Genomic DNA, 25,326 nt, shown 5'->3' with positions numbered 1-25,326 from the left:
CGGAATGGGTGGCCGAAGCGGGAGGTTACCCTGGCCGCGATAATGCTTTATGATTGCCGGCTAACATAAAGCAATGACATGCAATGTCAACATGGTGAAACCTGTCGTAAAATGCGTGTCCTGTTTAGGCTGTTTCACATTCGCAAATCGAGTCTTCATCCCATGACCAAACGGATTGCGGGCATATCGGGCCCTCTCGCCCTGACTCTGGGGCTGGTCCCTGTGCTCACCCCCACTGTGGGCTGGGCGGCCTCTCCGCCGGCCCCGCCGGCCACCGGCCTGCTGGACGGTCTCTGCTACGACTATGTACCCAAGGTGGAGAAGAACCCCGCCGGCGTTGATGCCAATGCGCTGCCGGTGGAGGTCGATGCCGATCGCCTCGACGCCAAACAGGGCGGCACCGCCGTCTATCAGGGTGACGTCAAGGTCCGCCAGGGGGTGCGCAAGTTCGATTCCGACTACGCCCAGCTCGATCAGAAGACTCGTGACGTCGTTGCGATCGGCAACATCTACTACAACGACGGCCAGATCACCGTTACCAGCGACAAGACCCTCAAGTCCAATCTGGATACCAAGGAGTCGGAGCTGGAAGAGGGACGTTATCAGGTCCACGGCTCCCCGGTGCGCGGTTCGGCCAAGCGGGTGGTCATGGCCAACAACAACCAGAACATCACCCTGGAGGGGGCTCAATACACCACCTGCCCCCCCGGCCAAGAGGTGTGGACCCTCAAGGCAGGCAGTATCGACATCGATCAGAGCCAGGTGTTCGGCGAGGCGTGGAACGCCAGCCTCTGGCTCTATGACTATCCGGTCTTCTACTTCCCCTATATCAACTTCCCCATCAAGGACGAGCGCAAGACCGGCCTGCTCTACCCCGGCTATACCCAAAGCACCAGTAACGGGATGGACATCACCCAGCCCTTCTACTGGAACATAGCCCCGAACTACGACGCCACCATCACCCAGCGCTTCATGGATAAACGTGGCCTGATGGAGCAAGTCGAGTTCCGTTACATGCCCCAGCCCAACCACTCGGGCACCCTCTATTTCGAGAACCTGGCCAACGACAAGCAGGCCAGCCAGGCGGGTAACCCCCAGTACAGCACCCTGGATGATGGCCATCGTTACCTGCTCAACGCGCGTCATGGCTCGAGCCTGATGGATGGCGCCCTGCGCTTTGGCATCGACTACACCCAGGTCAGGGCACTCGACTACAACTACTTCAACGACTTCAGCCCACCGGTCGGGGCTCAGGTTGACGGCCAACTGCAGCAATCGTTCACGGCGGGCTACTACCAGCCTGCCTGGAATCTGACCGCCGAGGCGCGCACCTATCAGATCCTCAACCCCAACGCTGTGCTGCCCCATACCATGCTGCCGAGCCTGGGCTACAACTTCTATCACCAGCAGAAGTGGTTCGATCTCGCCCTCAACAGCGAGCTGACCAAGTTTGGCTACAGTGGCAACAACGCCAGCGCCCAGCAGGCCGGTGAGCGCTATACCGCGACTCGCCTGCACATAGCACCGACCCTGACGGTGCCGCTCATCGATGCGCCTGGTTACTACCTCACCAGCCAGTACAAGCTGATGTTCAGTGCCTACGATCAGGAGGTGCCCAACCGCCTGGTCACCCAGGATCAAAGGCTCTTCACCAAGGATGGTCAGCTCACCCTTAAAGAGGGGACCCTGTCCCGCACCCTGCCCTCTCTGCGTTTCAAGGGGGGCATGAACTTCGACCGCTCCCTCGGGTGGTTTAACGGCAAGGGGACCCAGACTCTGGAGCCGGAGGTGCAGTACCTCTACATCCCCTATGAGAATCAGGATGAGATTGGCATCTATGACTCCACGACCGTGCGTCAGGACTACTACAGCCTGTTCAGCGATCGCCGCTACGCCGGTCTGGATCGTATCAGCGATGCCAATCGCGTCACCCTGGGCCTCACCAGCCGGGTCTATGACGATCACGGTGACGAGCGCCTGCGTCTGGCGCTGGGACAGGCTTTCGAGCTGACCAAGCCCAAGGTGCGCCTCTACCCCAACGACCCCGAGAGCACCAATGCCCGCTCCCTGCTCTCCTTCGAGGGGGATGCCCGCATCACGGATCGCTGGCTTGCCCATGCCGGCGCCCAGTACGATACGGAAGACAACGAGTTCAGCTCGGCCAACAGCGCCGTCGAATACCGCCTCGACAAGCTGGTAAGCCAGGTCAACTACCGTTTCCTGAAAGATGGCAACCGCAACATCTACAACACCGCCATGGCCGAGGATATCAGCCAGGCCGGTCTGGTGCTGATGGCCCCGATCAATCCCCAGTGGCAGCTCTACGGTGGCTACTACCGGGATGTGAACCAGGACATCAACATCGATCGCAAGCTCGGTCTCAAGTACGACTCCTGCTGCTGGAGCATCAACTTCAGCCTGGAGTGGCACAACCAGCCGGTGTGGGAGAACAGCGTATTGCAGGCCCGCTCCGAGAAGAGCATTGGCGTGCAGTTTGAGATGAAGGGACTGGGCAGTGTCGGTACCGGTGGCCGCAGCGTCACGCTGGACACGGAAAAGCTCCCCTACATTCGCCCGTTTAATCTGAAAGACCAGCAGTGATGCTGGCCAGCCTTGAGAGATGGATATGAAAAAGACCCTGATTGCCCTGCTCACCGCAGGCATGTTTGGCGCCCTGAGCCAGGCGGCCATGGCCGCCCCCGAGCTGGTGGATCGCGTACTGGCCGTGGTCAACAAGGACGTGGTACTGGCCAGCCAGCAGGAGGCGCTGGTCCAGAAGGTGAAGAGCAATGCCCGTGAGCAGGGCCAGTCCCTGCCGGACGACGCCACCTTGCGCCGCCAGGCGCTGGATCGCCTGATCCAGGAGAGCCTGGTGCTGCAACTGGCCGATCGCCAGGGCCTCAAGGTGAGCGACACCCAGCTCGAGCAGGCCATCGCCGGCATCGCCGCCGAGAACCGCATGAGCGTCGAGCAACTGCGCGCCCAGCTGGAGCGTGATGGCATGACCTATCCCCAATACCGGGAAGAGGTGCGCCGCGAGATCCTGATGGGCGAAGTGCGCCGTAACCAGGTCCGCCGCCGCGTCAACATCTCCGAGCAAGAGGTGAAGCAGGTGGTGGATATCATCAAGAAACAGGGACAACAGCAGAACGAGTTCCACGTCGGTCATATCCAGATCGCCCTGCCGGATAACCCCAATGCCGCCCAGCTCGATGCCGCCAAGGCCAAGGCCCAGCGCATCATGCAAGCCCTCTCTACCGGGGCCGATTTCCGCAAGCTGGCGATTGCCGAGAGTAACGGACCCAAGGCGCTGGAAGGGGGTGACTGGGGCTGGATGAGCCTGCAAGAGATGCCGACCCTGATGGCCGAGGCGGTGCAAGGGGCCAGCAAGGGGGCCATCGTCGGCCCGCTACGCTCCGGCGCCGGTCTGCACATCATCAAGGTGTTCGACACCAAGGGGCAACAGCAGGTCAACCTGACCGAGGTGAAATCCCGCCATATTCTGATCAAGCCTTCCATCATCCTGAGTGAGGAGAAGGCCAAGGGCATGCTGGAAGGCTTCCTGATGGACCTGCGTAGCGGCAAGGCCAACTTCGCCCAGCTGGCCGAGAAGTACTCCGAGGATCCGGGCTCAGCCGTCCAGGGCGGTGAGCTGGGTTGGTCCTCTCCCGATGTCTATGCCCCCGAATTCCGCGACATGGTCAATCGTCTGCAACCGGGCCAGATCAGCCAGCCGTTCCGTACCAGCTTCGGCTGGCATATCGTCCAGCTGGAAGATCGCCGCAGCCAGGATGCCACCGACAAGGCACTGGAACAGCGCGCCTATCAGCTCATTTATAACCGCCGCTTCGCCGAAGAGGTGCAGGGCTGGATGGACGAGCTGCGCGATGGCGCCTACATCCGCATCGAAGACGGCCAGAGCTGATGATTCGACGCATTGCCATCACCCCCGGCGAACCGGCCGGGGTTGGCCCCGAGCTGGTACTGCAGCTTGCCCGTCAGGGTTGGCCGCACCAGCTGGTGGTGATCGCCGATCCCCGCCTGCTGACCGAGCGTGCCCGCCATCTGGGGATCGAGGTAGAGCTTCAGCCTTACGATCCGGCCGCGCCGGCCACAGCGCAGGCGCAAGGCACCCTGACCGTCTGTCCCGTCACCCTCGGGGTGCCGAGCATTCCCGGGCGTCTCGACGAAGGCAACGGCCACTATGTGCTCGAGACGCTGCAACGCGCCTGCGACGGCAACATGAGCGGCGAGTTTGCCGCCGTCGTCACCGGCCCGGTACACAAGGGGATCATCAACCAGGCGGGCGTCTCGTTTAGCGGTCATACCGAATTCTTTGCCCACCAGTCCGGCACGCCGGACGTGGTCATGATGCTCGCTACCGAGGGACTGAGAGTGGCCCTGGTGACCACTCACATTCCGCTGGCCTACGTGGCCAAGGCCATCACGCCGGAGCGGCTCGACAAGATCATCCAGATCCTTCACACGGATCTGCGCACCAAGTTCGGGATCCCCCATCCCCGCATCTATGTGTGCGGTCTCAATCCCCACGCGGGGGAAGGCGGCCACTTGGGACGCGAAGAGATCGAGGTGATCGAGCCGGCACTCGAGCGACTGCGTACACAGGGACTGGATCTGGTCGGCCCGCTGCCGGCCGACACCCTGTTTCAGGAAAAATACCTCAAGGATGCGGATGCGGTACTCGCCATGTACCACGACCAGGGGTTACCGGTACTGAAGTTCAAGGGCTTCGGCAACTCGGTCAATATCACCCTGGGTTTACCCTTTATCCGAACCTCGGTGGATCACGGTACCGCCCTGGATCTGGCCGGCACAGGCCAGGCCGATCCGGGCAGCCTGCTGACCGCCATCCACCACGCCATCAAGATGGTAGAGAAAAGAACATGAGTAGTGACAAGGTGCACCTGGGCCACACGGCCCGTAAGCGTTTCGGCCAGAACTTCCTGCATGATCGTTATGTGATCGGCCAGATCGTCGACGCCATCAATCCCCTGCCGGGGCAGAATATGGTCGAGATCGGTCCGGGCCTCGCCGCGCTGACCGAGCCGGTGTGCGAGCGCATCGACAAGCTCACCGTGGTCGAGCTGGACCGGGATCTGGCTGCACGCCTGCGCGAGCACCCGGTGCTCGCCAAGAAGCTGAACGTGATCGAGGCCGACGCCATGCGCTTCGACTTCAGCACCCTGATGCGTCCGGAGCACCCCCTGCGCATCTTCGGCAACCTGCCCTACAACATCTCCACCCCGCTCATCTTCCACCTCTGCGACTATGCCGAGCATGTCCTAGACATGCACTTCATGCTGCAGAAGGAAGTGGTGCTGCGACTGGCCGCCGGCCCCGGCAGCAAGGCCTATGGCCGCCTGAGCGTGATGACCCAGTACTACTGCCAGGTGATTCCGGTGCTCGAAGTGGGCCCCGGCGCCTTCAAGCCGGCACCCAAGGTGGACTCCGCCGTGGTACGTCTGGTACCCCACAAGGAAAAACCCTTCGTGGCCAAGGACGTGCGCCTGCTGAGCCGGGTCTGCACCGAGGGCTTCGGCCAGCGCCGCAAGACCATCCGCAACAGCTTCGCCAACTTCATCAACAGCGAACAGTTGGCCGAGCTCGGCATCGACGGCAACCTGCGTCCGGAGAACCTCTCCCTGGAGCAGTTCGTCAAGATCGCCAACTGGCTGGCAGATCAGAAGGCGGTCTGATGAGCACACCGCTCGTCGTGGTTCGCGCCTTCCCCCATCATGTGGCGGATAGCCATGACCCCTGGCAGTTCCACTATCGCATCGAGATCGAGAATCAGGGGCCTCTCTCGGTGCAGCTACTGCGTCGCCGCTGGCTCATCACAGATGCCAACGGCAAACGGGTCGAGGTTGAAGGGGCCGGCGTGGTGGGAGAACAGCCCATCATAGCCCCCGGTGATACCTTCAGCTACCAGAGTGGCGTCCCGCTGGAGACGCCGCTCGGGGTGATGGAGGGGTGTTATGTGATGCAGGATGAAGAGGGGGAAGAATTCACCGTTCCCATCTCCCCCTTCACCCTGGCGGTACCGAACATCATTAACTGAGGTTCCATGGCTAACTGCTTTGTCGGCGATATCCAGGGCTGTTATGACGATCTGCGTCGCCTGCTGGATCTCGCCCGGTTTGACCCCACTCACGACACGCTCTGGCTATGCGGCGATCTGGTCGCTCGCGGCCCCGACTCCCTGTCGGTGCTGCGCTTCGTGCGCGAGCTCGGTGAACGGGCCATCACTGTGCTCGGCAACCACGACCTGCACCTGCTGGCGGTGGCCGGTGGTCATGCCCCGCTCAAGAAGAAAGACAGGATCGAGGAGATTATCAAGGCGCCCGATGGCCTGGCGCTGCTCGACTGGCTGCGTCATCGTCCGCTGTTGGCCGAGCACCCGGAGCACCCGCTACTGATGGTGCACGCCGGCCTGGCGCCGGCATGGGACGTGAGCACGGCCCGGCGCTGCGCGCGCGAGGTCGAGAGCCTGCTGCAGGGTGACCAGCACCAATGGCTGCTCAAGCACATGTACGGGGATCAACCGGATCGCTGGAGCGAGAGCCTCACCGGCATAGAACGTTATCGCTACATCATCAACGTCTTCACCCGGATGCGTTTTTGCTACTTCGACGGTCGCCTCGACTTCAAATGCAAGTTGGGCCCCAAGGAGTCGACGCCCGGACTGCGCCCCTGGTTCGAGCAACGCGAGCACCATGTGGACGATCCCATCATCATCTTCGGCCACTGGGCGGCCCTGATGGGCCAGTGCCCGGTACCGGATATCAAGGCGCTCGACACGGGCTGCGTCTGGGGTAACAGTCTCACCCTGTGGCGCTATGAGGATGATGCCCTCATCGCCACCCCCTGCCCTGCCCACGCCAAGTAATGCAAACGACGAGGCCACCCTAAGGTGGCCTCGCTGTTTCAACGCACTCGCTCCAGGGTCTCGAAACGATAGGCGTAAGGGTTGCGCTCATCCGCCTGGTGGCACACCTCATCACGCTGTGCCCAGGCATAGACCCGGTAATCGGGGAAGTGAGTGTCGCCCTCCACCGCCAGATCGATATGGGTCAGATAGAGCACATCGGCGCGCTCCAGCAGTTGGGCATAGAGCCTGCCGCCGCCGATCACCATCAACTCATCAACATCGTTAAACTCACTCAGCGTGGCTAATGCTGCATCAACGGATTGAAATACCTCAACTCCATTCGGTGCATAGTCTGAGTTACGGCTTATCACCAGATTGCGCCGCCCCGGCAGCGGGCGTCCGATCGACTCGAAGGTGCGCCGTCCCATCAGGACTGGCTTGCCCATCGTCACTTGCTTGAAGTGGGCCAGATCCGCCGGCAGATGCCAGGGCATGGCGTTGTCACGGCCGATCACCCGGTCCCGGGCCATGGCCGCTATCATGGCAATTTTCATGTCGCCCCCCTTCACATCACACTATGGGCCGATTACGGTACACGACGAGCGAGGGTATCGCTAGCCCTAAACTTAATGCTCCTACTATGAATATAGCCTTGAGGCCGTTTTCCACCGCGCCCTGCAACAGGGCAATAGAGGCACCATTGATGTTGAGCTCTACAATGGCGATCATCGCCTTGAAGGCATAACTGCCCGGGATCATGGGGATGATGGATGCCACGCTGAAGGCGGGACGAGGCACCAACAAACGCCGCGCCCAATAGACACAAACAAAACCAATCGTGGTGGCCGCCGCCAGGGTGGCCCACTCGATGGGGATCCCGAAGTGAATGAGCAGGGTGCGCAGGCTGTGAGCCAGCCCCCCGCCCAGCGCACAATACTTCAACATTCGTGGCGGCACGTTGAAGATCATGGCAAAGCCCACCGCCGGCACGGCTGACCAGAAGGCATCCTTGGCCAACAACCAGAGCAAATCGGTCATACCTTCCACCCCCAAATCCCCGTGACCGACATGGCCAGCAGGATGCCCAGGGCAGCACTGACGGTGAGCAGGGTGGCGGTGCCCCAACGCGCCAATCCCATGTTGAAGTAGCCTTTTACCATGTCGGAAACGGCGTTGATCAACGGGAAGCCGGGTACCAGCAGCAGCACGCTGGCCGCCATGGCCAGATAAGGCTGTTCACCCCAACCAAAGACAGTTGCGCTGGATGAGAGCAGAGTGGCGATAAAGCCGGTAACGGCGAAGTTGATGAGCGGACTGTGATGGTGACGCGCCATCAACTGGCGAACCCGCATGGCGACGGCCGCCGCCAGGGAGGTCACGGCGAAGACGGGCCAGTCTCCCCCAAATAACAGGCTGAAGGCGCCGCAGGAGAGCCCCACCATGATCACCACCAACCAAGGGTGATAATGGAAGGGAACGATGGCATCGAGCCGTTGGCGCACGGCCTCGGCCTCGAGCAATCCCTTCTCGGTGAGGATGCAGATCCGCTGGATCTCGCACACCACCGCCATGTTGATACCGTGCTCGCGCACCCGGCGCGTGGTGGTGATGCAGCTACCGCTGCTGAGGCTGGTCACCACGATAGCGCTGGAGGAGATGGCCATCTCTACGCTCTCCAGGCCGAGAGCCAGACCCACCCGCACCGTGGTCTGCTCGATGAGCCGGCTCTCGGCACCGAACTGAGCCAGCATTTGGGCAACCTTGACGATGATCCGGGTCACTTCGGTCTGCTGTTCGCGGGACATCACCCGCCCTGAAATACTCGTTTCCATCTTCCTGGGCATCCTTGCAGAAAAGGGCACCATTCTATGTCAGGCGCCCCCCCCTGTGGCTTGCCCTAACGCAAAAAAAAGCCGCCTCAACGAGGCGGCCTTGGGGGAGATCAGTCCCGCACGTAGATGATTTCGACACCATCGTCGTCATCTTCGTCCCAATCATCATCATCATCGACATCGTCATCACTGCCCTTTTCAATCTGGGCAATCTGGTTGCGATGGTAGTCATCCCACTTGAACTCGACCTTATCGATGGCTTCTTTTGCATCCTGCTCGAGTTGACGGGGCATGGTATCCAGCAGATCCAGGATGTCGTAGCACACCTTCTGGGTGCCTTCCTTGCTGATGGCGGTGATGGCGTAGGTCGGCCCTTCATGGCCCAGCGCAGCCTTGACCCGCTCCATTACCTCGCCGGCCTCTTCCTCGAGCATCAGATCGAGCTTGTTGAAGACCAACCAGCGCGGCTTGGCCGCCAGCTCGGGACTGTACTTCTCCAGCTCATGGACAATGGTCAAGGCATTCTCGGCCGGATCAGAGCCATCGAACGGGCAGATGTCGACCAGGTGCAGCAGCACACGGCAACGCTCGAGGTGCTTGAGGAAGCGGATCCCGAGGCCAGCACCCTCGGCGGCGCCTTCGATCAGACCCGGGATATCGGCGATGACGAAGGAACGGCTGTTCTCCCCACGCACCACACCGAGGTTCGGCACCAGGGTGGTGAAGGGGTAGTCGGCCACCTTGGGTTTGGCGGCAGAAACGGCACGAATGAAGGTGGATTTGCCGGCGTTGGGCAGACCCAGCATACCGACGTCGGCCAGCAGCAGCAGCTCGAGGCGCAGGTTACGCACTTCACCCGGGGTACCGTTGGACTTCTGACGCGGCGCACGGTTAACCGAGCTCTTGAAACGGGTATTGCCGAGACCGTGGAAGCCACCCTTGGCGACCAGCAGTTTCTGCTCATGACGGGTGAGATCCCCCAGCAGTTCGCCGGTATCCTCATCGACAGCTCGAGTACCGACAGGCACTCGCAGGGTGAGGTCCTTGCCGCGACGACCGGTACAGTTAGCCCCATGGCCGTTCTCGCCACGTTCGGCGGCGTGGAAACGCTCGAAACGGTAGTCGATCAGGGTGTTGAGGTTCTCGTCGGCCATCAGATAGACGTCACCACCATCACCACCGTCACCACCATCCGGACCACCGAAGGGGATGTACTTCTCGCGACGGAAGCTCACACAGCCGTTACCACCGTCACCGGCATCGACTCGAATCAGGACTTCATCAACAAACTTCATGGGTTACCGTCACCTCAATTCGAAAAACCGATACGCAATTATAGTGATGTTCGCCACAGCGGGCGATCGAAACGCCCCGTACCCGGGCAGCCTAGCGCCATCAGTTTTCGTACACAAACAAAAGCCCCGCCAGTTGGCGGGGCCTCGGATCCTTTCGGTCCGTACTTACTCAGCAACGATGCTGACGTACTTACGGTTCTTCGGACCTTTAACTTCGAACTTCACCTTGCCGTTCGCAGTAGCGAACAGGGTGTGGTCCTTGCCCAGACCAACGTTGTCACCGGCGTGGAACTTGGTGCCACGCTGACGAACGATGATGTTGCCAGCCAGTACAGACTCGCCACCGAAACGCTTAACGCCCAGGCGTTTGGCTTCAGAATCGCGGCCGTTGCGGGAGGAACCGCCAGCTTTTTTGTGTGCCATTTATCGGACTCCTAATCTATTAAGCGCTGATGCCAGTGATCTTGACTTCAGTGAACCACTGACGATGGCCCATGTGCTTGCGATGGTGCTTACGACGACGGAACTTGATGATCTGAACCTTGTCGCCGCGGCCGTGAGCCACAACTTCAGCCAGAACCTTGCCGCCTTCTACGAAAGGAGCGCCAACCTTGAAAGTGTCGCCTTGGGCAACCATCAGTACTTTATCGAACTCGATGGCAGCACCGGTCTCGACGTTCAGCTTTTCCAGACGAACGATCTGACCTTCGGCTACACGGTGTTGTTTTCCGCCGCTTTGGAATACCGCGTACATTTTTTAACTCCGTATAGGCACATCTTTGCTCATGGCAGATGTGCACAAAAACTGAATAACAATGGGCCGGCATTTTACGCAAATTGATCCCCTCAAGCAAGGTCAATTTCAAAAAAAGTTTATTTTGTGCGCACCTCTGCCGGCGCATCAAACGCCTAACTGTAACCCATAGTGAATTCGTGTAAAATCCCCGCAACAGCAATCTGGGCAGTCCTGCTGCCGTCGAGTCAAAGAGAACTATGGACCAAACGGGAATTCGTGCGCTGACCGAGGCCGACATGACGGCCGTCAACGCCCTGATCGTCGAACGGTTGCAGTCTGACGTCAGCCTGATCAACCAGCTCGGCTACTACATTATCAGTGCCGGCGGAAAACGGATGCGCCCCTTGCTGACCGTGTTGGCAGCTCGGGCGCTCGGCTATGAAGGCGGCGACCACATCAAGCTGGCTGCCATCATCGAGTTCATCCATACCTCGACCCTGCTCCATGACGATGTGGTGGACGAGTCAGACTTGCGCCGCGGTCGCGAGACGGCCAACGCCATGTTTGGCAACGCCGCCAGCGTCTTGGTCGGTGACTATCTCTACAGTCGCTCGTTCCAGATGATGTCGGAGCTCTCCAACCTGCGCATCATGGAGATCCTGGCCGACGCCACCAACACCATCGCCGAGGGTGAGGTGTTGCAGTTGATGAACTGCAACGACCCGGATACCACGGAAGAGAGCTACATGACGGTCATCTACTGCAAGACCGCCAAGCTGTTCGAGGCTGCAACCCGCATCGCCGCCGTGCTCACCCACCAGTCTCCCGCCATCGAGCAGGCCATGACCGACTACGGCAAGTATCTGGGGACCGCCTTCCAGATCATCGATGACGTGATGGATTACTGCTCCGACAGCAAGGAGATGGGCAAGAACGTCGGCGACGATCTGGCCGAGGGCAAGCCCACCCTGCCCCTGCTCTACGCCATGGCCGTTGGCAATGCCGAAGACCGCCAGATCATCCGCGAGGCGATCGCGCTGCGTAACGGCATGGAGCGCCTGGATACGGTACTGGCGATTCTCGAGCGCACTGGCGCACTCGAGTACGCCCGTCAACGGGCCCGTGAAGAGGCTGACAAGGCGATCTCTGCCCTGACCATACTGCCGGCGGGCCAGCACCGGGAGGCGCTGGAAATCTTGGCCCACATGGCCGTCCAGCGCAGCGCCTGATCCCTGAAGGGATCTTCATGACGCAACGAAAAAGAGAGCCATCGGCTCTCTTTTTGTTTAGCTAGAGCGTCATCCAGAGGATGACGGCGCCACTCACGGCCAGGCAACCGCCGATGCGACGCAGGCTCTCGGGCGGCTGCTGAGCCAGCTGGCTCAACACCTGCTGCCAGAGCCTCGGCATCAGCAAGGGACCCAGCCCCTCAAACAGCAAGAGTAGCCCCAAACCGATCAGTATCGCGTCCATCATGGCTCCAACAAAAAGGGCCTGCACTGCAGGCCCTCCGGTTACTTGGCGTTCGCATCCTTGAGATAACGGAAGAACTCGCTGTCGGGTTTGATGACCATGACGTCATTGTTACCGGCGAAGCTCTTGCGATAGGCCTCCATGCTACGCACGAAGCTGAAGAACTCGGGTTCTTTCTTATAGCTTTCGGCATAGATCTTGGCCGCCTCGGCGTCGCCCTCACCACGCAGCTGACGAGCATGACTCTCGGCATCGGCCAGCATGACGGTAACCTTGCGGTCGATGTCGGCACGCAGGACTTCCGCCTTCTCGCGGCCCTGGGAGCGGTGCTCACGAGCCACGGCGTTACGTTCGGCACGCATCCGTTGGTAAATCGAGTTGGAGACCTCGGTCGGCAAGTTGATCTGCTTGATCCGCACATCGACGACCTTGATGCCCAGCTCGGAGGAGCGCGCCATCTTCTTGAGGGCATCCTCCATCACGGCACCACGCTCACCGGAGACGATGTCCTTGATGGTGCGGTTACCAATCTCGGATCGCAAACCGTTGTTGATCTTGCGCTTGAGCAGGGCTTCCGCCTGCATCCGGTTGCCGCCCCCGGTCGCCAGGTAGTACTTGGAGAAGTCCTCGATCTTCCACTTCACGTAGGAGTCGATGATGAGGTCTTTCTTCTCGGAGGTGACGAAACGGTCGGCCTGGCCGTCCAGCGTCTGGATGCGGGCATCCATCTTGCGCACGTTATCGATGAGGGGCACCTTGAAGTGCAGGCCCGGCTCATAGAGCTTGGGCAGCCCTTCGCCGTCACGCTTCACCTTGCCAAACTGCACGACAATTCCGCGCTGCCCTTCGTCCACCACAAACACAGAGGTGAACCCCAGCAGGGCGATCACGGCCACGGCACCAATAGCCATCTTCTTCATCTATCAGTTCCTCCCGCTGAAACGATCGCCACCGCGGATGGGGGCGGGTGCCGAGTTGGCCCCTTCCATCACGCCGCCACCCGACTGTTGAGAGTCGACCCCGGCCATGGGCATTTGCGGTGCCGCGGCTCGGGCCGGCTTGCTGCCGGTCGCCAACTTGTCGAGAGGGAGATAGATCATGCTGTTGTTACCCTGGGGCAGGTCGACCAGCACCTTGTTGGCGTTCTGGTAGATCTCTTCCATCGTTTCGATATAGATACGCTGGCGTGTCAGCTCGGGCGCGGCCAGATATTGCGGCAGCAGCTCGTTGAAGCGTGCCACCTCACCCTTGGCCTTCAGCACCACCTGGGACTTATAACCCTCGGCTTCCTGCTCCAGGCGCTTGACCTGGCCACGGGCCTTCGGCTCGACTTCACGGGCATAGGCCTCCGCCTCACGAATGAAGCGCTGCTCATCTTCCTGGGCGGCGATGGCGTCATCAAACGCATCCTTTACCTCTTCCGGCGGACGCGCCGGCAGGAAGTTCACATCGACCACTTGCAGACCCATCTGATAGGGTTCGACGATCTGTTCGATCCCTTCACGGGTTTCGCTACGCACCCGCTCGCGGCCGGTGGTCAGGATATCGTCCATGGTGTTGTGACCGACCACGTAGCGCAGGGCGCTGTCGGTGGCCTGGCGCAGGCTCTCGTCGGCATTGGTCACGCTAAAGAGGTAGGCCTTGGGATCGACAACCCGATACTGCACATCCATCTCGACGCGAACCACGTTCTCATCCTGGGTCAGCATAAAGCCTGAGGCCGGCAGGGAACGTACCGACTCCACATCGACCGGTATCACCTTGTCGATGAAGGTCGGCTTCCAGCGCAGGCCCGGCTCGACGATATGGGAGTACTCGCCAAAGCGCAGCACCACGCCACGCTCGGCTTCCTTGATGGTGTAGAAGCCACTCACGACCCATACCACCACGCCGACAGCGACCGCCACCGAGAGCCCCACTCGGCTAAACTCGCCACCGGAGCGGTTGCCGCCCCCGAAAAGCCCACCAAAGCGGCGGCTCAAGTTCTTAAACAGGTCATCCAGATCCGGAGGACCCTGGTTCTTGCCGTTATTCCCCCAGGGATCCCGGTCTTTGCCATTATTTCCAGGCTCATTCCAAGCCATCAGCGTCTCCATTAACTCATGCAGATGGAAAGTGGACTCTATCAGCCCCTTAGTGGCTGATAAAGCGTTGTAACATATCACCCTCTTGCTTCAACAGGCGGTTCCAGTCGGCCGCCGGCAGGCGAACCTCCAGCAGGCAATCCCCCTCCTCGTTGAAGCTCTCCTGCTCTATCCCCTTGAGGCGATAGAAGATACTACGCAGGCGGGCCTGTGACGGCGGCAGGCGCAACAGATGGTGCACCATGGCTCCGGAGAGCAGCTCGGTCAGCGCCTGATAGAGGAGGTCGCACCCTTCGCCGCTCTGGGCCGATAACCAGACTCGCATCGGCCGCCCCTCTTCATCACGCTCCAGAGCACAGGGGCGGTCTGCCAGCTTGTCGATCTTGTTGCAGATCATCAGCTGGGGGCGATCGTCGGCCTCTATCTCGGCCAGCACGCTATGAACCGATGCAATATTCTCCTGCATCTGCTCGTCGGCACAGTCCACCACGTGGAGCAGCAGGTCGGCCTCACGGGTCTCCTGCAGGGTTGCCTTGAAGGCAGCCACCAGATCGTGGGGAAGATGGCGGATGAAACCCACCGTATCGGCCAGGATCACATCGCCCACGTCCTTCACGTCGAGACGGCGCAGGGTCGGATCCAGGGTGGCAAACAGTTGATCCGCAGCATACACGCTGGCGGCTGTAAGTTGGTTGAACAGAGTAGACTTGCCGGCGTTGGTGTAGCCCACCAGAGAGACGGTCGGCACCTCATTGCGGTTGCGGGCGCGGCGCCCCTGCTCCCGCTGTTTGGCCACCTTGTCGAGACGGCGCAATATGTACTTGATGCGCTCACGCAGCAGGCGGCGATCCGTCTCAAGCTGGGTCTCACCGGGGCCACGCAGGCCGATCCCCCCCTTCTGTCGCTCCAGGTGGGTCCAACCGCGAACCAGACGGGTCGAGAGATGGCGTAACTGGGCCAGCTCAACTTGCAGCTTGCCCTCATGGGTGCGTGCTCGCTGGGCAAAAATATCGAGGATGAGTCCGGTGCGATCGACCACGCGGCATTCTATCAGCCGCTCCAGGTTGCGCTCCTGGGCTGGCGTCAGCGCATGGTTGAAGATGACCACATCGGCACCGAGCAGACGAACCTGCTCGGCTATCTCTTCCGCCTTGCCGCTGCCGACGAAGTATTTGGAACTGGGTGCACCCCGACTGGTGGTGACGACGGCCAACGTGTTGACCCCGGCAGAGCTGACCAGCATTCTGAGCTCTTCGAGATCTTCCCGCTCACCCTCATCGCTGAAGTTGACGTGCACCAGAACAGCCTGTTCGCCTCCTTCATAACGGTCAAACAAGCGTAAACTCCTTCATTTTCATGAGGCTATCCATGGAGATAGCCCGCAGTAAGTCAGACTTCACTCTCGCCCTGCTGCTCGTCGGACTGACCGCCCGGGGCAGCATGCTGATGATGGTTAACGGCGCGAGCCGGCACCACGGTAGAGATGGCGTGCTTGTAAACCATCTGACTGACGGTGTTCTTGAGCAGGATGACGAACTGGTCGAAGGACTCGATTTGACCTTGCAGTTTGATGCCGTTCACCAAATAGATAGAAACCGGAATACGCTCACGGCGCAGCGCATTCAAAAACGGGTCTTGAAGAGATTGCCCCTTAGCCATCTTTCTTTCCTTCATTTAATTGTGTTTGTTGTTGTAAAACGTTGGTCGTCGATATAACAACCTGATTATACAAGGAGTGTCAAGCTACACCAACGACGCTGAGCACTCGCTGAACGTTATCCTCACTCCCCGTCGTCAGCCAGGTAATATCGGGCCAACTGCGCAACCAGGTCATCTGACGCTTGGCCAGTTGCCGGGTCGCCACTATGCCACGATACCGCATCTCGTCATAACCGACCTCCCCAATCAGGTAGTCCCACATCTGGCGATAACCCACACAGCGGATGGAGGGAAGATCCGGCGTCAAATCGCCCCGCTCCAGCAGGCGACGCACCTCGGCCTCAAACTCTCCTTGCAGCATGAGATCAAACCTCAACTCGATGCGACGGTGCAGTTCGCCGCGCTCCTCGGGAGCGATGGCAAACTGACTCACCCGATAGGGCAGCGCCTCTCCCTGAATCTGCGTCAGTTCGGTGAGGGTCTTGCCGCTCACCCGATAGACTTCGAGAGCCCGGGTCAGGCGCTGGGGATCGTTGGGGTGGATGCGCGCACCGGCCACCGGGTCGACACGCGTCAGTTCATCGTGCAACGCCTGCCAGCCGAGGCGTTCGGCCTCCTCTTCCAGCTGACGGCGCACCTCGGGATCGGCCGAGGGGAGCGGCGAGAGCCCCTCCAGCAGCGCCTTGAAGTAGAGCATGGTGCCGCCAACCAGAAGGGGAATGCGGCCACGACCGGCGATCTCCGCCATCTCGCGCAGGGCATCGCGGCGAAAATCGGCGGCCGAATAGCTCTGGGCCGGGTCCAGTATGTCGATCAACCGATGCGGTGCGGCGGCCAGCTCGGCGGCGCTCGGCTTGGCGGTACCTATGTCCATGCCCCGGTAGATCAAGGCAGAATCGACGCTGATGATGTCGCAGGGCAGCGCACGGGTGAGCGCAATGGCGAGATCCGTCTTGCCCGAGGCGGTCGGCCCCATCAGAAAAATTGCCTGGGGCAACTCAGCCACGTTCAAACTCCTCTATCAGTTCGGTCACTGGCAACAGACGCGTCAACGGCGGCCCCGCCAGCTGGTCGGAATAATCGCTGGCCAGCTCCTGCAACAGGCGGCTGGCGCTGGTGAAGTCATAGACCTTGGCGGCGCCAGCCCCCTGCTCGATGAGCCAACGGCAGAGCAGATCCCGCTCCGACTCGCCTATCGCCTCCGGCAGGCTGGCCAACATTTGCAACAGCTCGGGGAAGAGCCGTGCCAGGTCGCAGCTACGCAACAGGGCCGGCACCCGGGTGAGGATGAGGGCATCGCGCCCCCCGCCCTTCGACTCGAAGCCCATACGCCTGAGCACCTCGCCCCGCAGCTCGCTCTGCTCGAGCAGGCTTGCCGGCAACTTGAGCGAAACCGGCAGCAACAGCGGCTGGGTGGTCAGCCCCTGGGGCCACTGCTCCTGAAGATGGGCCAACAGCAGCACCCCTTCGGCACAGCGCAATGAGAGCAGACCGAGGCGCCCCTCCTGCTCCCACAATAGATAACGCCCCTGCACCAGCGAGAGGGCGCGTGCACCGGCTCCCACTACCGCCTCGGGCTGTGGCCGCGGCTCGGCCGCCGGCAGTGTACTCATCAACGCCTGCATGCCACGCACGGCGCGGGGATCTATTCCCTCGCGGAGCTCTCTGCCCCCTCGCCCAGCGGAAAACCCGCCCGCGGATTCATGCACCGCCGCAGGCGGGCGATAGGCGTGCTCGGCCTCGTACCACTCGGCCTTGGGGGCCTGGCCTGGATAGACGGGCGCCGGCGCACTGGGCAACTCAACCTGGCTCTCGGCCAGGGGAGGCTCGACATCGGCCGCCTGACGCAGTGCCGTATAGAGCGCCTGGAAGATGAAGTCGTGCACCAGCCGGGCCTGGTGGAAGCGCACCTCGTGCTTGGCAGGATGCACGTTCACATCCACCTGGCGCGGATCGAGCTCGATATAGAGCACATAGGCGGCGTGATGCTCGGGGGGCAACAGCTCGTCATACGCCTGGCGAATGGCGTGGTTGATGAGTTTGTCGCGCATCATGCGCCCGTTGACATAGGTGTACTGCAGGTCGTTTTGCGGCCGCGCCCCCTGGGGGGTCGAGATCCAGCCACGCAGACGCACATCGCTATGCTCGCTCTCCACCGCCAGCGCATGATGCATAAAGGGGGTACCGCACACGGCGGCGAGACGTCGCTCCTGCTCCTGCACCGCCTGGGCCGCCTTGTACTGGCGTACTACCTTGCCGTTGTGGCGCAGGATCAGGGTGATGTCGAAGCGTGACAGGGCGATGCGCCGGATCAGCTCGTCGATATGGGCGAACTCGGTCTTCTCGCTGCGCAGGAACTTGCGCCGGGCCGGGGTGTTGAAGAAGAGATCGCTGACCTCCACCGTGGTGCCGACCGGATGAGCGGCGGGGCGCACCACCACCTGCATCTCTCTCCCTTCCGCCTCGGCCTGCCACGCCTCGGTCTGGCTGGCGGTACGGGAGGTAAAGGTGAGACGCGATACTGAGCTGATCGAGGCGAGCGCCTCACCGCGAAAGCCCAGGCTGGCAATCCCTTCCAGATCGTCCAGGGTCGCCACCTTGGAGGTGGCGTGGCGAGAGAGCGCCAGCACCAGCTCATCCTGGGGCACACCGCAGCCGTTATCACGGATCCGGATCAGCTTGGCGCCCCCCTTCTCGATGTCGATCTCGACCCGATCGGCCCCGGCATCGAGGCTGTTCTCGACCAGCTCCTTCACCACGGAAGAGGGGCGCTCGACCACCTCACCGGCGGCGATCTGGTTGGCAAGGATGGGCGGCAGGATACGGATCGGCATGGCTTACTCCTGCGGGATCTTCAGCACCTGGCCGATCTGGATTTCCCGCGACTTCAGGTTGTTGTATTCGACCAACCGGGCCTGAGTCAGGCCGTAACGCTCGGCAAGGCGCGACAGGCTCTCCCCTCGCTTCACCTGATGACGGAGCGGCGGTTTCACCGTGCTCGTCACCTGAGTGGCGGGGACTCTCAGCGTCTGGCCGATCTGGATCTCGCGGGATCTCAGGTTGTTGAGCTCGACCAGGGCCGCCTGGGTCGTACCGTAGCGCAAGGCGAGCAGCGAGAGGCTCTCGCCGCGCTTGACTAGATGACGTCCGCTGGCCTGGGCTGTCACGCTGGCGACGGGGCGGCTCGGGGCATTGGCCACCTCGCTGTAGGGTTTGATGACGCCCGCCCCGGAGCCGCTGGAGACGGGGGCTGGCTGAACCACCTGACGCTCGGGGACGGCCGCCGCCACGCTCTGGGTTGGCTTGGCCTTGCCCGTCAGCATGGGTCCCTTGGTCGGGTGACTGCGATAGTAGGTGCGGATCCCCTGGAAAATGGCGCGGGCCACCTTCTGCTGATAAGCGGAGGAGCCGAGCAGCTTCTCCTCATCATGGTTGGAGATAAACCCGGTCTCAACCAGCACCGATGGGATATCCGGAGACTTGAGCACCGCCAGGCTGGCGTGCTGGGGCGCCTTCTTGTGCAGACGCGCCACCTGACCGAGATGGCGCAGGATCTGACGGCTCACGTCATAACCCTCAGCCCTGGACTTGTCCATGGAGAGATCCAGGAAGGTGCGCGCCAGATAGGGGTTGGGGTCGGACTCGGCGATCACCTTGCCCACCCCGCCGAGCAGCTCGGACTGCTTCTCCTGCTGCTCAAGCCAGCGGCCCATCTCGCGGTTGGCGCGGTTGGTCGAGAGTACCCAGACCGAGGCGCCCCGCGGCGCCGAACTGTTGAAGCTGTCGGCGTGCACCGAGATCAGAAGATCCGATTTCCCCTTGCGGGCGATTTCAGAGCGGCGGTTGAGATCGACGAAGTAGTCCCCGCGCCGGGTCATCACGGCCCGCATGCCAGGCTCGCGGTCGATGAGGGCCGCCAGGTGCTGGGAGATAGCCAGGGTGACCCGCTTCTCAAAGGTACGGCGCGGACCGATGGAGCCCGGGTCTTCCCCGCCGTGGCCGGCATCGATGGCGATGACGACCTCGGGATGGCCACCCCGGGCGACCGGTTTACTGGTGGGCTGGCTGCCTTTCTCTTCGTAAGGGAGGTCGATCACCAGGCGATGGCCATAGGGACCCGCCGGAGCCAGCGGGAAGACCACCGGCTTGATAGGCTCACTCAAGTCCAGCACCAGGCGGATGCTCCCCCTCTGGGGAGCCGTGCTCTCTCGCAGCCATCGTACCACCTGGCTGGTGTTCTCGACACGCGCCAGGTTGGTGCCATTGCTGGTGTTCTTTATGTCGATAATCAGCCTCGCCGGGTTGGAGAGACTCTGAAACTGGTAGTCGGGGGCACTGGCCATATCGAACACCACACGGGTGCTATCGGGGGATGGCCAGATACGCACCCCCTTGAGCTGATTGGCCCAGGCGGGGAGAGCGGCGATGGCAAGCAGGCAGGCGATAAGAAGGCGCACGTATCAGATCCGTTGTAACAGGGCTTCACCAATGGCAGTCCGGGCACACAGCTCGGCCTCCCGCTGCTCTCCAACATAACGCAGGGTGATCTCGAGATCCGGAGCAGGCAACCACCCCTCCCCCTTCTCGGGCCACTCCACCAGGCAAAGGGTCTGCTCGGCGAAGTAGTCGCGGATCCCCATGAACTCAAGTTCCTCGGGATCGGCCAGACGATAGAGATCGAAGTGATACACCTGCCAGTCGGCCAGCTCATAAGGCTCGACCAGAGTATAGGTGGGGCTCTTGACCTTGCCGGTATGACCCAGCCCCTGCACCCAGCCTCGGGTCAGGGTCGTCTTACCGGCACCGAGATCACCGTGCAGGAATACTGTGGTGGCCCGCTCCAGGGCACGGGCCAATCGCCCGCCAAGATCTACGGTGGCCGCCTCATCGGGCAGCGACACCAACAACTGTTTGGTCATGTTCTCGATCGTTTCTTGTGGTTATGACGGATTGGCAAGTCGGCGAATCCAGGGCAGCAGATCCGAGGCGAGCAGCCCTCGCTCCCCCTCTGCCGCGGCCCGGTCGGCCGCCTCCCCATGCAGGGCGACGGCAAGACAGACGGCATCTCTCGGCGCCATCCCCTGTGCCAACAGGGCGGCGATTATACCAGATAACAGATCGCCCATGCCGCCCCCAGCCATGCCCGGATTTCCCTCGGTGCAGAGCCAGGTCTGGCGACCGTCGTGGATCAGGGTGCCGGCCCCCTTGAGCAGCACCACGCCGCCATAACGCTGTTGCAGTGCCACCACGGCGGCGAAGCGGTCCGCCTCTACCTGCGCCACTGTGCTGCCGAGCAGACGCGCCGCCTCACCCGGGTGGGGAGTGAGCACCCAATTATCCTGATGACGGGGCGACTGTGCCAGCAGATTGAGGCCATCGGCATCCATCACCAGCGACCGCCCCTGACAGAGGAACCGCTCAAAACAGCCCCTGGCCCACTCATCCTGGCCGAGACCGGGGCCGATGACCCGCACCGTGTCCCAGTCACCATCCTCCAGCGCCCCTTGCATCAGCTCGGGCTGGCTCAGGGCTGGCGAGGGCAAGCTGGGGTGCTGACACACCCACACCAGGCCGGCGCCGGCTCGCAGGGCGGCACGTCCCGCCAAAAGGATGGCCCCGGCCATTCCGCTATTGCCCCCGACCAGCAACACCCGGCCGTGATCGCCCTTGTGGGCTGTGCGGCGCCGGGGTCTCAGCAGAGGGGTGAGCGCCGGGTAGTCAATGCGCAGGGCGCTGGGCTCTCCCCACCCCTCGATATCGATCCCCAGTCTGGCCACGCCCAACTTCCCCACCAATTCCGGGGCGCGCCCGGTGAGCAGCCCCTGTTTGAGGCCAATGAAGGTAAGGGTATAGCTGGCCTGTACCACACAGCCGAGCACACAGCCGGTATCGGCCTGTAAACCGGAGGGGAGATCCACCGCCAGCACAGGCACGCCGGCCGCTCGCCAGCGATTGATCATGCCGATAAGGTGTGCCTCGGCCCCCTCCACCTGATGGGCCAGGCCGGTGCCGAGCAGGGCATCGACCAGCAGGTCTGGGGTATCTATGCCACTGACCGACTCCAGCGCCACGCCCCCGGCCGCCAACCAGGCGCCGGCGGCGCGTCCGGCGTCCCCCTTGAGGCGCGCCGGCTCACGGGTGGCCACCAGTTGCACGAACAGCCCTCGCTCGCGCAGCAGGCGAGCCAGCACGTAGCCATCCCCCCCGTTGTTGCCGGGGCCACAGCAGATGAGGATACGACGCGCCTCGGGCCAGTTGCGCTGAATCACCGCCAGCAGTGCGCTGCCGGCTCGCTCCATCAGGGTGTAGAGAGAGAGCCCGGCCGCGCTCGCCAGCTCGGCCTCGGCCTGGCGTATCTGTTCGGCTCGCCACAGGGCCTGTGGTAGACTTGATGGCGTTTCCATGTCACACCGATAGTGCTCGCCCATGAGTTCCCTCCCGCTACCCTCTCCCGAGTGCGATCTGCACGCCCTGGCCCACCATATCAAGCTATGGGCACGGGAGCTAGGCTTCGACCAGGCCGGCATTACCGACACCGACCTGCGCCTCGAGGAGCCGCGCCTGCAGGCCTGGCTCGATGCCGGCTACCACGGCAGCATGGAGTACATGGAACGCCATGGCATGCTGCGCGCCCGTCCCGACGAGCTGCTGCCGGGCACCCTGCGCGTCATCTCGGTGCGGATGAACTACCTCCCCTTCGAGGCGGGCTTCGCCGCCACCCTGCGCGACCCACGCCTCGGCTATATCAGCCGCTATGCCCTCGGCCGCGACTATCACAAGGTGTTGCGCAATCGCCTCAAGCAGCTTGGCGAGCGCATCGAGCAAGCCTGTGCCGGGCTCGGCTACCGCCCCTTCGTCGACTCGGCCCCCATACTCGAGCGCCCCCTGGCGGCCAAGGCGGGGCTCGGTTGGGTGGGCAAGCACTCCCTGCTGCTCAACGCCGAGGCGGGCTCCTTCTTCTTCCTGGGGGAGTTGTTGGTCAATATCCCGCTGCCCCTCGACGCGCCGGTGGAGAAAGAGCAGTGCGGCAAGTGCACCGCCTGCCTCACCATCTGCCCCACCGGGGCCATCGTCGCCCCCTACGTGGTGGACGGGCGGCGCTGCATCTCCTACCTCACCATAGAGAGCGACGATCCCATTCCGGTAGAGCTGCGCCCGGCACTCGGCAACCGCATCTACGGCTGCGACGATTGCCAGCTGATCTGCCCCTGGAACCGCTACGCGGGCGCCACCCCGGAGCCGGACTTCAGCCCGCGCCCCAACCTGCACCGCCCGCCCCTGCTCACCCTGTGGAGCTGGGACGAGCCGGCGTTTCTCAAGCACACCGAGGGGAGCCCGATCCGTCGCATCGGCTACCAACGCTGGCGCCGCAACCTGGCGGTGGCCCTTGGCAACGGGCCGGCCGATGCCGCCGTGATCGAGGCGCTCGAGCAGGGGCGTCCCGATGCCTCACCCCTGGTAGCCGAGCACATCGACTGGGCGCTCGCCACCCTCAAGACTCGCGCCGAAGAAGAGAACAAGAAGACGCAACGGCTGATCCGCTGCATCGAAAAAGGTCTGCCGGATCACGCCTAGAGTCCCCCGCACTTGCGCCGGGCCGTCCGGTTTTTCATCCTGTGCCGCCAAGGGCCCAGACAAGGAGTAGAAGATGCAGATTTTGGGAGTCGATATCGGCGGCTCTGGTATCAAGGGATGCCTGGTCGATACCACGACGGGAGAGCTCATCGGCGAGCGTCACCGTATCCCCACCCCGCAGCCGGCCACCCCGGCGGCCATCGCCCACACCCTCAAGGCGCTGGTCGAACACTTTCAGTGGAAGGGCCCAGTGGGCTGCGGCTTCCCCGCCATCATCCACCACGGGGTCGCCAAGAGCGCCGCCAACATAGACCCGAGCTGGGTCGAGACCGACGCCGCGCGGCTGTTTGGCGAGATCACCGGCCAGCCCTGCTTCGTGCTCAACGACGCCGATGCGGCCGGGCTCGCCGAGATGAGCTTCGGCCAGGGCAAGGGGCATGAGGGGGTAGTCATCCTGATCACGGTCGGTACCGGCATCGGCACCGCCGTGTTTGTGAACGGCCATCTGCTGCCCAACACCGAGCTGGGTCACCTGATGCTGGAGGGGATGGTCGCCGAGCACTACTGCTCCGATGCGGTACGCAAGCGCGAGGATCTCGGCTGGGGCAAATGGGGCAAGCGCTTCAACCAATACCTGGCGCGCCTCGAGTTCCTCTTCTCCCCGGATCTCTTCATCCTGGGCGGCGGCAGCGCCGCCAAGATAGACAAGTTCATCGACAGGATAGCCACCCGGGCCCCTCTGCTGCCGGCGGCCAGCCTGAATCAGGCCGGCATCATAGGAGCGGCCCTCTACGCCGCCGCCCAGCAAGCCGGCAAGAAGCCCAGACGCTGATGAAAGAAGAGGGAGACACTCCCTCTTCCTTGACCGTCAGATGTCGTCCAGACGGTGCGCCCCGTGCACCAACCGGTTGCGCCGCTGCTGCTCCAGCGCGGCCAGGGTGTCGAGCAGGCTGGCGGTGGTCTCGGTCGGGCACTCCCTGGCCAGGCGGGAGAGCTCGCTCACCAGCCGACTCTCGATCCCATCGGCCAGAGAGACGATATGGTCCGTGGTCATGGTCGCCGGCAGCTCACTCTGGTTGATGAGCGGGATCAGGTCATCGGCAAACCCCAGCTCCAGCCAGGTATCGGCAATCCCCTCACGCATCTGTCGCTGATACTCCTGCAGATGGACCAGCGCCGACTCCTCACGTCCCCTGAGGTACGCCAGCAGCAGTCGACTGCGTTCGGCATCCGCCTGCCGTTCGAGTCGAGCGTACAAGCGGGACAACATCTGGTGCACCTGCTCCAGGTAGTGCAGCAAGTCCTTGATCTGTTGGAAGCGCATGATCGACTCCTCCCCTCATTGACTCGATTCCAGTATAAAAAAACAGGGATCGGTGCCAAGAGGTCGCAAGGAGCCCATTGAGACAAGTCAAACCAATGGCGAATAAATGATCGCAGCCGATTAGCTGGAACAGATTCTGCTTGAGATAACAGGGAGAGAGAAAAGAGAATTTGGAGCGGGAAACGAGACTCGAACTCGCGACCCCGACCTTGGCAAGGTCGTGCTCTACCAACTGAGCTATTCCCGCAATGGAGGGTCATCTGCGGATGATTGGAGCGGGAAACGAGACTCGAACTCGCGACCCCGACCTTGGCAAGGTCGTGCTCTACCAACTGAGCTATTCCCGCAACGGAATATCATCTGCAAATTTTTTGGAGCGGGAAACGAGACTCGAACTCGCGACCCCGACCTTGGCAAGGTCGTGCTCTACCAACTGAGCTATTCCCGCAACAGATTGTC

The 25,326-nt window shown here is 62.1% G+C and carries 26 protein-coding genes and 3 tRNA genes; 9 read left to right on the top strand and 20 right to left on the bottom strand.

Features of this window, described 5'->3' with window-relative positions:
- Positions 1–162: 162 nt before the first annotated feature.
- The 6 genes from lptD to BN1121_RS04930 are packed head-to-tail and all read left to right on the top strand — an operon-like array spanning position 163 to position 6,907.
- The gene (lptD, locus tag BN1121_RS04955; protein ID WP_005345852.1) at positions 163–2,601 is read left to right on the top strand and encodes an LPS assembly protein LptD; all 2,439 of its coding nucleotides are present in this window, start codon (positions 163–165) and stop codon (positions 2,599–2,601) included.
- A gap of 25 nt (positions 2,602–2,626) precedes the next feature.
- Positions 2,627–3,925: a peptidylprolyl isomerase SurA gene (gene surA, locus BN1121_RS04950; RefSeq protein ID WP_005345850.1), complete on the top strand. Its 1,299-nt coding sequence runs from the start codon at positions 2,627–2,629 to the stop codon at positions 3,923–3,925.
- Positions 3,922–4,908, top strand: coding sequence for a 4-hydroxythreonine-4-phosphate dehydrogenase PdxA (pdxA, locus tag BN1121_RS04945; protein WP_152424583.1), 987 nt, complete (start codon positions 3,922–3,924; stop codon positions 4,906–4,908). The genes surA and pdxA overlap by 4 nt, the downstream gene beginning before the upstream one ends.
- Complete coding sequence (gene rsmA, locus BN1121_RS04940; protein WP_005345832.1) at positions 4,905–5,717, top strand: 16S rRNA (adenine(1518)-N(6)/adenine(1519)-N(6))-dimethyltransferase RsmA; 813 nt, start codon at positions 4,905–4,907, stop codon at positions 5,715–5,717. The genes pdxA and rsmA overlap by 4 nt, the downstream gene beginning before the upstream one ends.
- Positions 5,717–6,079, top strand: a complete 363-nt coding sequence (gene apaG / locus BN1121_RS04935; protein WP_005345829.1) for a Co2+/Mg2+ efflux facilitator ApaG/CorD — start codon at positions 5,717–5,719, stop codon at positions 6,077–6,079. The genes rsmA and apaG overlap by 1 nt, the downstream gene beginning before the upstream one ends.
- 6 nt (positions 6,080–6,085) lie before the next feature.
- Positions 6,086–6,907, top strand: coding sequence for a symmetrical bis(5'-nucleosyl)-tetraphosphatase (locus BN1121_RS04930; protein WP_005345826.1), 822 nt, complete (start codon positions 6,086–6,088; stop codon positions 6,905–6,907).
- A gap of 38 nt (positions 6,908–6,945) precedes the next feature.
- Here the strand turns inward: BN1121_RS04930 and folA are convergent, their stop codons facing one another.
- From folA to rplU, 6 genes are all read right to left on the bottom strand, one after another.
- Positions 6,946–7,443, bottom strand: a complete 498-nt coding sequence (folA, locus tag BN1121_RS04925; RefSeq protein ID WP_005345823.1) for a type 3 dihydrofolate reductase — start codon at positions 7,441–7,443, stop codon at positions 6,946–6,948.
- 16 nt (positions 7,444–7,459) lie between these two features.
- Positions 7,460–7,927 carry a threonine/serine exporter family protein gene (locus tag BN1121_RS04920; RefSeq protein ID WP_005345821.1) on the bottom strand — a complete coding sequence of 156 codons (468 nt, stop codon included), beginning with the start codon at positions 7,925–7,927 and terminating at the stop codon, positions 7,460–7,462.
- Positions 7,924–8,721 carry a threonine/serine exporter family protein gene (locus BN1121_RS04915; RefSeq protein ID WP_152424582.1) on the bottom strand — a complete coding sequence of 266 codons (798 nt, stop codon included), beginning with the start codon at positions 8,719–8,721 and terminating at the stop codon, positions 7,924–7,926. Before BN1121_RS04915 ends, BN1121_RS04920 begins: the two co-directional genes overlap by 4 nt.
- Positions 8,722–8,831: 110 nt before the next feature.
- Complete coding sequence (cgtA, locus tag BN1121_RS04910; RefSeq protein ID WP_005345818.1) at positions 8,832–10,016, bottom strand: Obg family GTPase CgtA; 1,185 nt, start codon at positions 10,014–10,016, stop codon at positions 8,832–8,834.
- A gap of 165 nt (positions 10,017–10,181) precedes the next feature.
- Positions 10,182–10,439: a 50S ribosomal protein L27 gene (rpmA, locus tag BN1121_RS04905; protein WP_005345817.1), complete on the bottom strand. Its 258-nt coding sequence runs from the start codon at positions 10,437–10,439 to the stop codon at positions 10,182–10,184.
- A 19-nt stretch (positions 10,440–10,458) separates the two neighbouring features.
- Complete coding sequence (rplU, locus tag BN1121_RS04900) at positions 10,459–10,770, bottom strand: 50S ribosomal protein L21 (protein WP_005345816.1); 312 nt, start codon at positions 10,768–10,770, stop codon at positions 10,459–10,461.
- Between the two features lie 239 nt (positions 10,771–11,009).
- Between rplU and ispB the strand changes: the two genes are divergently transcribed.
- Entirely contained in the window at positions 11,010–11,981 is a 972-nt protein-coding gene (gene ispB, locus BN1121_RS04895; protein WP_005345815.1) for an octaprenyl diphosphate synthase, read from the top strand.
- Between the two features lie 61 nt (positions 11,982–12,042).
- On the opposite strand, the gene BN1121_RS04890 is transcribed toward ispB, so the two are convergent.
- The 10 genes from BN1121_RS04890 to BN1121_RS04845 form a co-directional block, all read right to left on the bottom strand.
- Complete coding sequence (locus BN1121_RS04890) at positions 12,043–12,228, bottom strand: DUF2065 domain-containing protein (RefSeq protein WP_005345814.1); 186 nt, start codon at positions 12,226–12,228, stop codon at positions 12,043–12,045.
- 38 nt (positions 12,229–12,266) lie between these two features.
- A complete protein-coding gene (gene hflC / locus BN1121_RS04885) occupies positions 12,267–13,145 on the bottom strand; it encodes a protease modulator HflC (RefSeq protein ID WP_005345804.1) in 879 nt (292 codons plus the stop codon).
- A 3-nt stretch (positions 13,146–13,148) separates the two neighbouring features.
- A complete protein-coding gene (hflK, locus tag BN1121_RS04880) occupies positions 13,149–14,309 on the bottom strand; it encodes an FtsH protease activity modulator HflK (RefSeq protein WP_005345798.1) in 1,161 nt (386 codons plus the stop codon).
- A 49-nt stretch (positions 14,310–14,358) separates the two neighbouring features.
- Positions 14,359–15,645 (bottom strand): ribosome rescue GTPase HflX, encoded by a 1,287-nt coding sequence (gene hflX / locus BN1121_RS04875; protein WP_005345796.1) that lies wholly within the window; start codon positions 15,643–15,645, stop codon positions 14,359–14,361.
- 53 nt (positions 15,646–15,698) lie between these two features.
- Positions 15,699–15,968: an RNA chaperone Hfq gene (gene hfq, locus BN1121_RS04870; RefSeq protein WP_005345794.1), complete on the bottom strand. Its 270-nt coding sequence runs from the start codon at positions 15,966–15,968 to the stop codon at positions 15,699–15,701.
- A 79-nt stretch (positions 15,969–16,047) separates the two neighbouring features.
- Positions 16,048–16,965, bottom strand: a complete 918-nt coding sequence (gene miaA / locus BN1121_RS04865; protein WP_081606381.1) for a tRNA (adenosine(37)-N6)-dimethylallyltransferase MiaA — start codon at positions 16,963–16,965, stop codon at positions 16,048–16,050.
- Position 16,966: 1 nt separating this feature from the next.
- Complete coding sequence (mutL, locus tag BN1121_RS04860) at positions 16,967–18,802, bottom strand: DNA mismatch repair endonuclease MutL (RefSeq protein ID WP_005345790.1); 1,836 nt, start codon at positions 18,800–18,802, stop codon at positions 16,967–16,969.
- A 3-nt stretch (positions 18,803–18,805) separates the two neighbouring features.
- Complete coding sequence (locus BN1121_RS04855) at positions 18,806–20,425, bottom strand: N-acetylmuramoyl-L-alanine amidase (RefSeq protein WP_005345789.1); 1,620 nt, start codon at positions 20,423–20,425, stop codon at positions 18,806–18,808.
- A 3-nt stretch (positions 20,426–20,428) separates the two neighbouring features.
- Positions 20,429–20,887: a tRNA (adenosine(37)-N6)-threonylcarbamoyltransferase complex ATPase subunit type 1 TsaE gene (gene tsaE, locus BN1121_RS04850; protein WP_005345787.1), complete on the bottom strand. Its 459-nt coding sequence runs from the start codon at positions 20,885–20,887 to the stop codon at positions 20,429–20,431.
- Positions 20,888–20,908: 21 nt separating this feature from the next.
- On the bottom strand, positions 20,909–22,396 hold the full coding sequence (locus BN1121_RS04845) for a bifunctional ADP-dependent NAD(P)H-hydrate dehydratase/NAD(P)H-hydrate epimerase (RefSeq protein ID WP_005345784.1): 1,488 nt from the start codon (positions 22,394–22,396) through the stop codon (positions 20,909–20,911).
- Here BN1121_RS04845 and queG point away from each other — a divergent pair.
- Entirely contained in the window at positions 22,395–23,543 is a 1,149-nt protein-coding gene (queG, locus tag BN1121_RS04840) for a tRNA epoxyqueuosine(34) reductase QueG (RefSeq protein WP_005345781.1), read from the top strand. The genes BN1121_RS04845 and queG overlap by 2 nt on opposite strands.
- Positions 23,544–23,616: 73 nt before the next feature.
- On the top strand, positions 23,617–24,375 hold the full coding sequence (gene ppgK / locus BN1121_RS04835; RefSeq protein ID WP_005345778.1) for a polyphosphate--glucose phosphotransferase: 759 nt from the start codon (positions 23,617–23,619) through the stop codon (positions 24,373–24,375).
- A 36-nt stretch (positions 24,376–24,411) separates the two neighbouring features.
- Here the strand turns inward: ppgK and BN1121_RS04830 are convergent, their stop codons facing one another.
- The 4 genes from BN1121_RS04830 to BN1121_RS04815 form a co-directional block, all read right to left on the bottom strand.
- Positions 24,412–24,867 carry a hypothetical protein gene (locus BN1121_RS04830; protein ID WP_005345771.1) on the bottom strand — a complete coding sequence of 152 codons (456 nt, stop codon included), beginning with the start codon at positions 24,865–24,867 and terminating at the stop codon, positions 24,412–24,414.
- Positions 24,868–25,038: 171 nt separating this feature from the next.
- A tRNA-Gly gene (locus BN1121_RS04825) sits at positions 25,039–25,114 on the bottom strand.
- A gap of 24 nt (positions 25,115–25,138) precedes the next feature.
- Positions 25,139–25,214, bottom strand: a tRNA-Gly gene (locus BN1121_RS04820).
- A 25-nt stretch (positions 25,215–25,239) separates the two neighbouring features.
- Positions 25,240–25,315 (bottom strand) — tRNA-Gly (locus BN1121_RS04815).
- Positions 25,316–25,326: the final 11 nt, after the last annotated feature.

The organism is Aeromonas diversa CDC 2478-85, from assembly GCF_000819805.1.
Classification (GTDB): Bacteria; Pseudomonadota; Gammaproteobacteria; order Enterobacterales; family Aeromonadaceae; genus Aeromonas; species Aeromonas diversa.
Note: the sequence above shows the minus strand (reverse complement) of the source record. Positions and strands in the feature narration are given on the sequence as shown.

Excerpts from the sequence above, each read along its gene's own strand:
- lptD (WP_005345852.1), top strand. The coding sequence starts at position 163 with ATGACCAAACGGATTGCGGGCATATCGGGCCCTCTCGCCCTGACTCTG.
- surA (WP_005345850.1), top strand. The coding sequence starts at position 2,627 with ATGAAAAAGACCCTGATTGCCCTGCTCACCGCAGGCATGTTTGGCGCC.
- rsmA (WP_005345832.1), top strand. The coding sequence starts at position 4,905 with ATGAGTAGTGACAAGGTGCACCTGGGCCACACGGCCCGTAAGCGTTTC.
- apaG (WP_005345829.1), top strand. The coding sequence starts at position 5,717 with ATGAGCACACCGCTCGTCGTGGTTCGCGCCTTCCCCCATCATGTGGCG.
- BN1121_RS04930 (WP_005345826.1), top strand. The coding sequence starts at position 6,086 with ATGGCTAACTGCTTTGTCGGCGATATCCAGGGCTGTTATGACGATCTG.
- folA (WP_005345823.1), bottom strand. The coding sequence starts at position 7,443 with ATGAAAATTGCCATGATAGCGGCCATGGCCCGGGACCGGGTGATCGGC.
- BN1121_RS04920 (WP_005345821.1), bottom strand. The coding sequence starts at position 7,927 with ATGACCGATTTGCTCTGGTTGTTGGCCAAGGATGCCTTCTGGTCAGCC.
- BN1121_RS04915 (WP_152424582.1), bottom strand. The coding sequence starts at position 8,721 with ATGGAAACGAGTATTTCAGGGCGGGTGATGTCCCGCGAACAGCAGACC.
- cgtA (WP_005345818.1), bottom strand. The coding sequence starts at position 10,016 with ATGAAGTTTGTTGATGAAGTCCTGATTCGAGTCGATGCCGGTGACGGT.
- rpmA (WP_005345817.1), bottom strand. The coding sequence starts at position 10,439 with ATGGCACACAAAAAAGCTGGCGGTTCCTCCCGCAACGGCCGCGATTCT.
- rplU (WP_005345816.1), bottom strand. The coding sequence starts at position 10,770 with ATGTACGCGGTATTCCAAAGCGGCGGAAAACAACACCGTGTAGCCGAA.
- ispB (WP_005345815.1), top strand. The coding sequence starts at position 11,010 with ATGGACCAAACGGGAATTCGTGCGCTGACCGAGGCCGACATGACGGCC.
- BN1121_RS04890 (WP_005345814.1), bottom strand. The coding sequence starts at position 12,228 with ATGATGGACGCGATACTGATCGGTTTGGGGCTACTCTTGCTGTTTGAG.
- hflC (WP_005345804.1), bottom strand. The coding sequence starts at position 13,145 with ATGAAGAAGATGGCTATTGGTGCCGTGGCCGTGATCGCCCTGCTGGGG.
- hflK (WP_005345798.1), bottom strand. The coding sequence starts at position 14,309 with ATGGCTTGGAATGAGCCTGGAAATAATGGCAAAGACCGGGATCCCTGG.
- hfq (WP_005345794.1), bottom strand. The coding sequence starts at position 15,968 with ATGGCTAAGGGGCAATCTCTTCAAGACCCGTTTTTGAATGCGCTGCGC.
- mutL (WP_005345790.1), bottom strand. The coding sequence starts at position 18,802 with ATGCCGATCCGTATCCTGCCGCCCATCCTTGCCAACCAGATCGCCGCC.
- tsaE (WP_005345787.1), bottom strand. The coding sequence starts at position 20,887 with ATGACCAAACAGTTGTTGGTGTCGCTGCCCGATGAGGCGGCCACCGTA.
- queG (WP_005345781.1), top strand. The coding sequence starts at position 22,395 with ATGAGTTCCCTCCCGCTACCCTCTCCCGAGTGCGATCTGCACGCCCTG.
- BN1121_RS04845 (WP_005345784.1), bottom strand. The coding sequence starts at position 22,396 with ATGGGCGAGCACTATCGGTGTGACATGGAAACGCCATCAAGTCTACCA.
- ppgK (WP_005345778.1), top strand. The coding sequence starts at position 23,617 with ATGCAGATTTTGGGAGTCGATATCGGCGGCTCTGGTATCAAGGGATGC.
- BN1121_RS04830 (WP_005345771.1), bottom strand. The coding sequence starts at position 24,867 with ATGCGCTTCCAACAGATCAAGGACTTGCTGCACTACCTGGAGCAGGTG.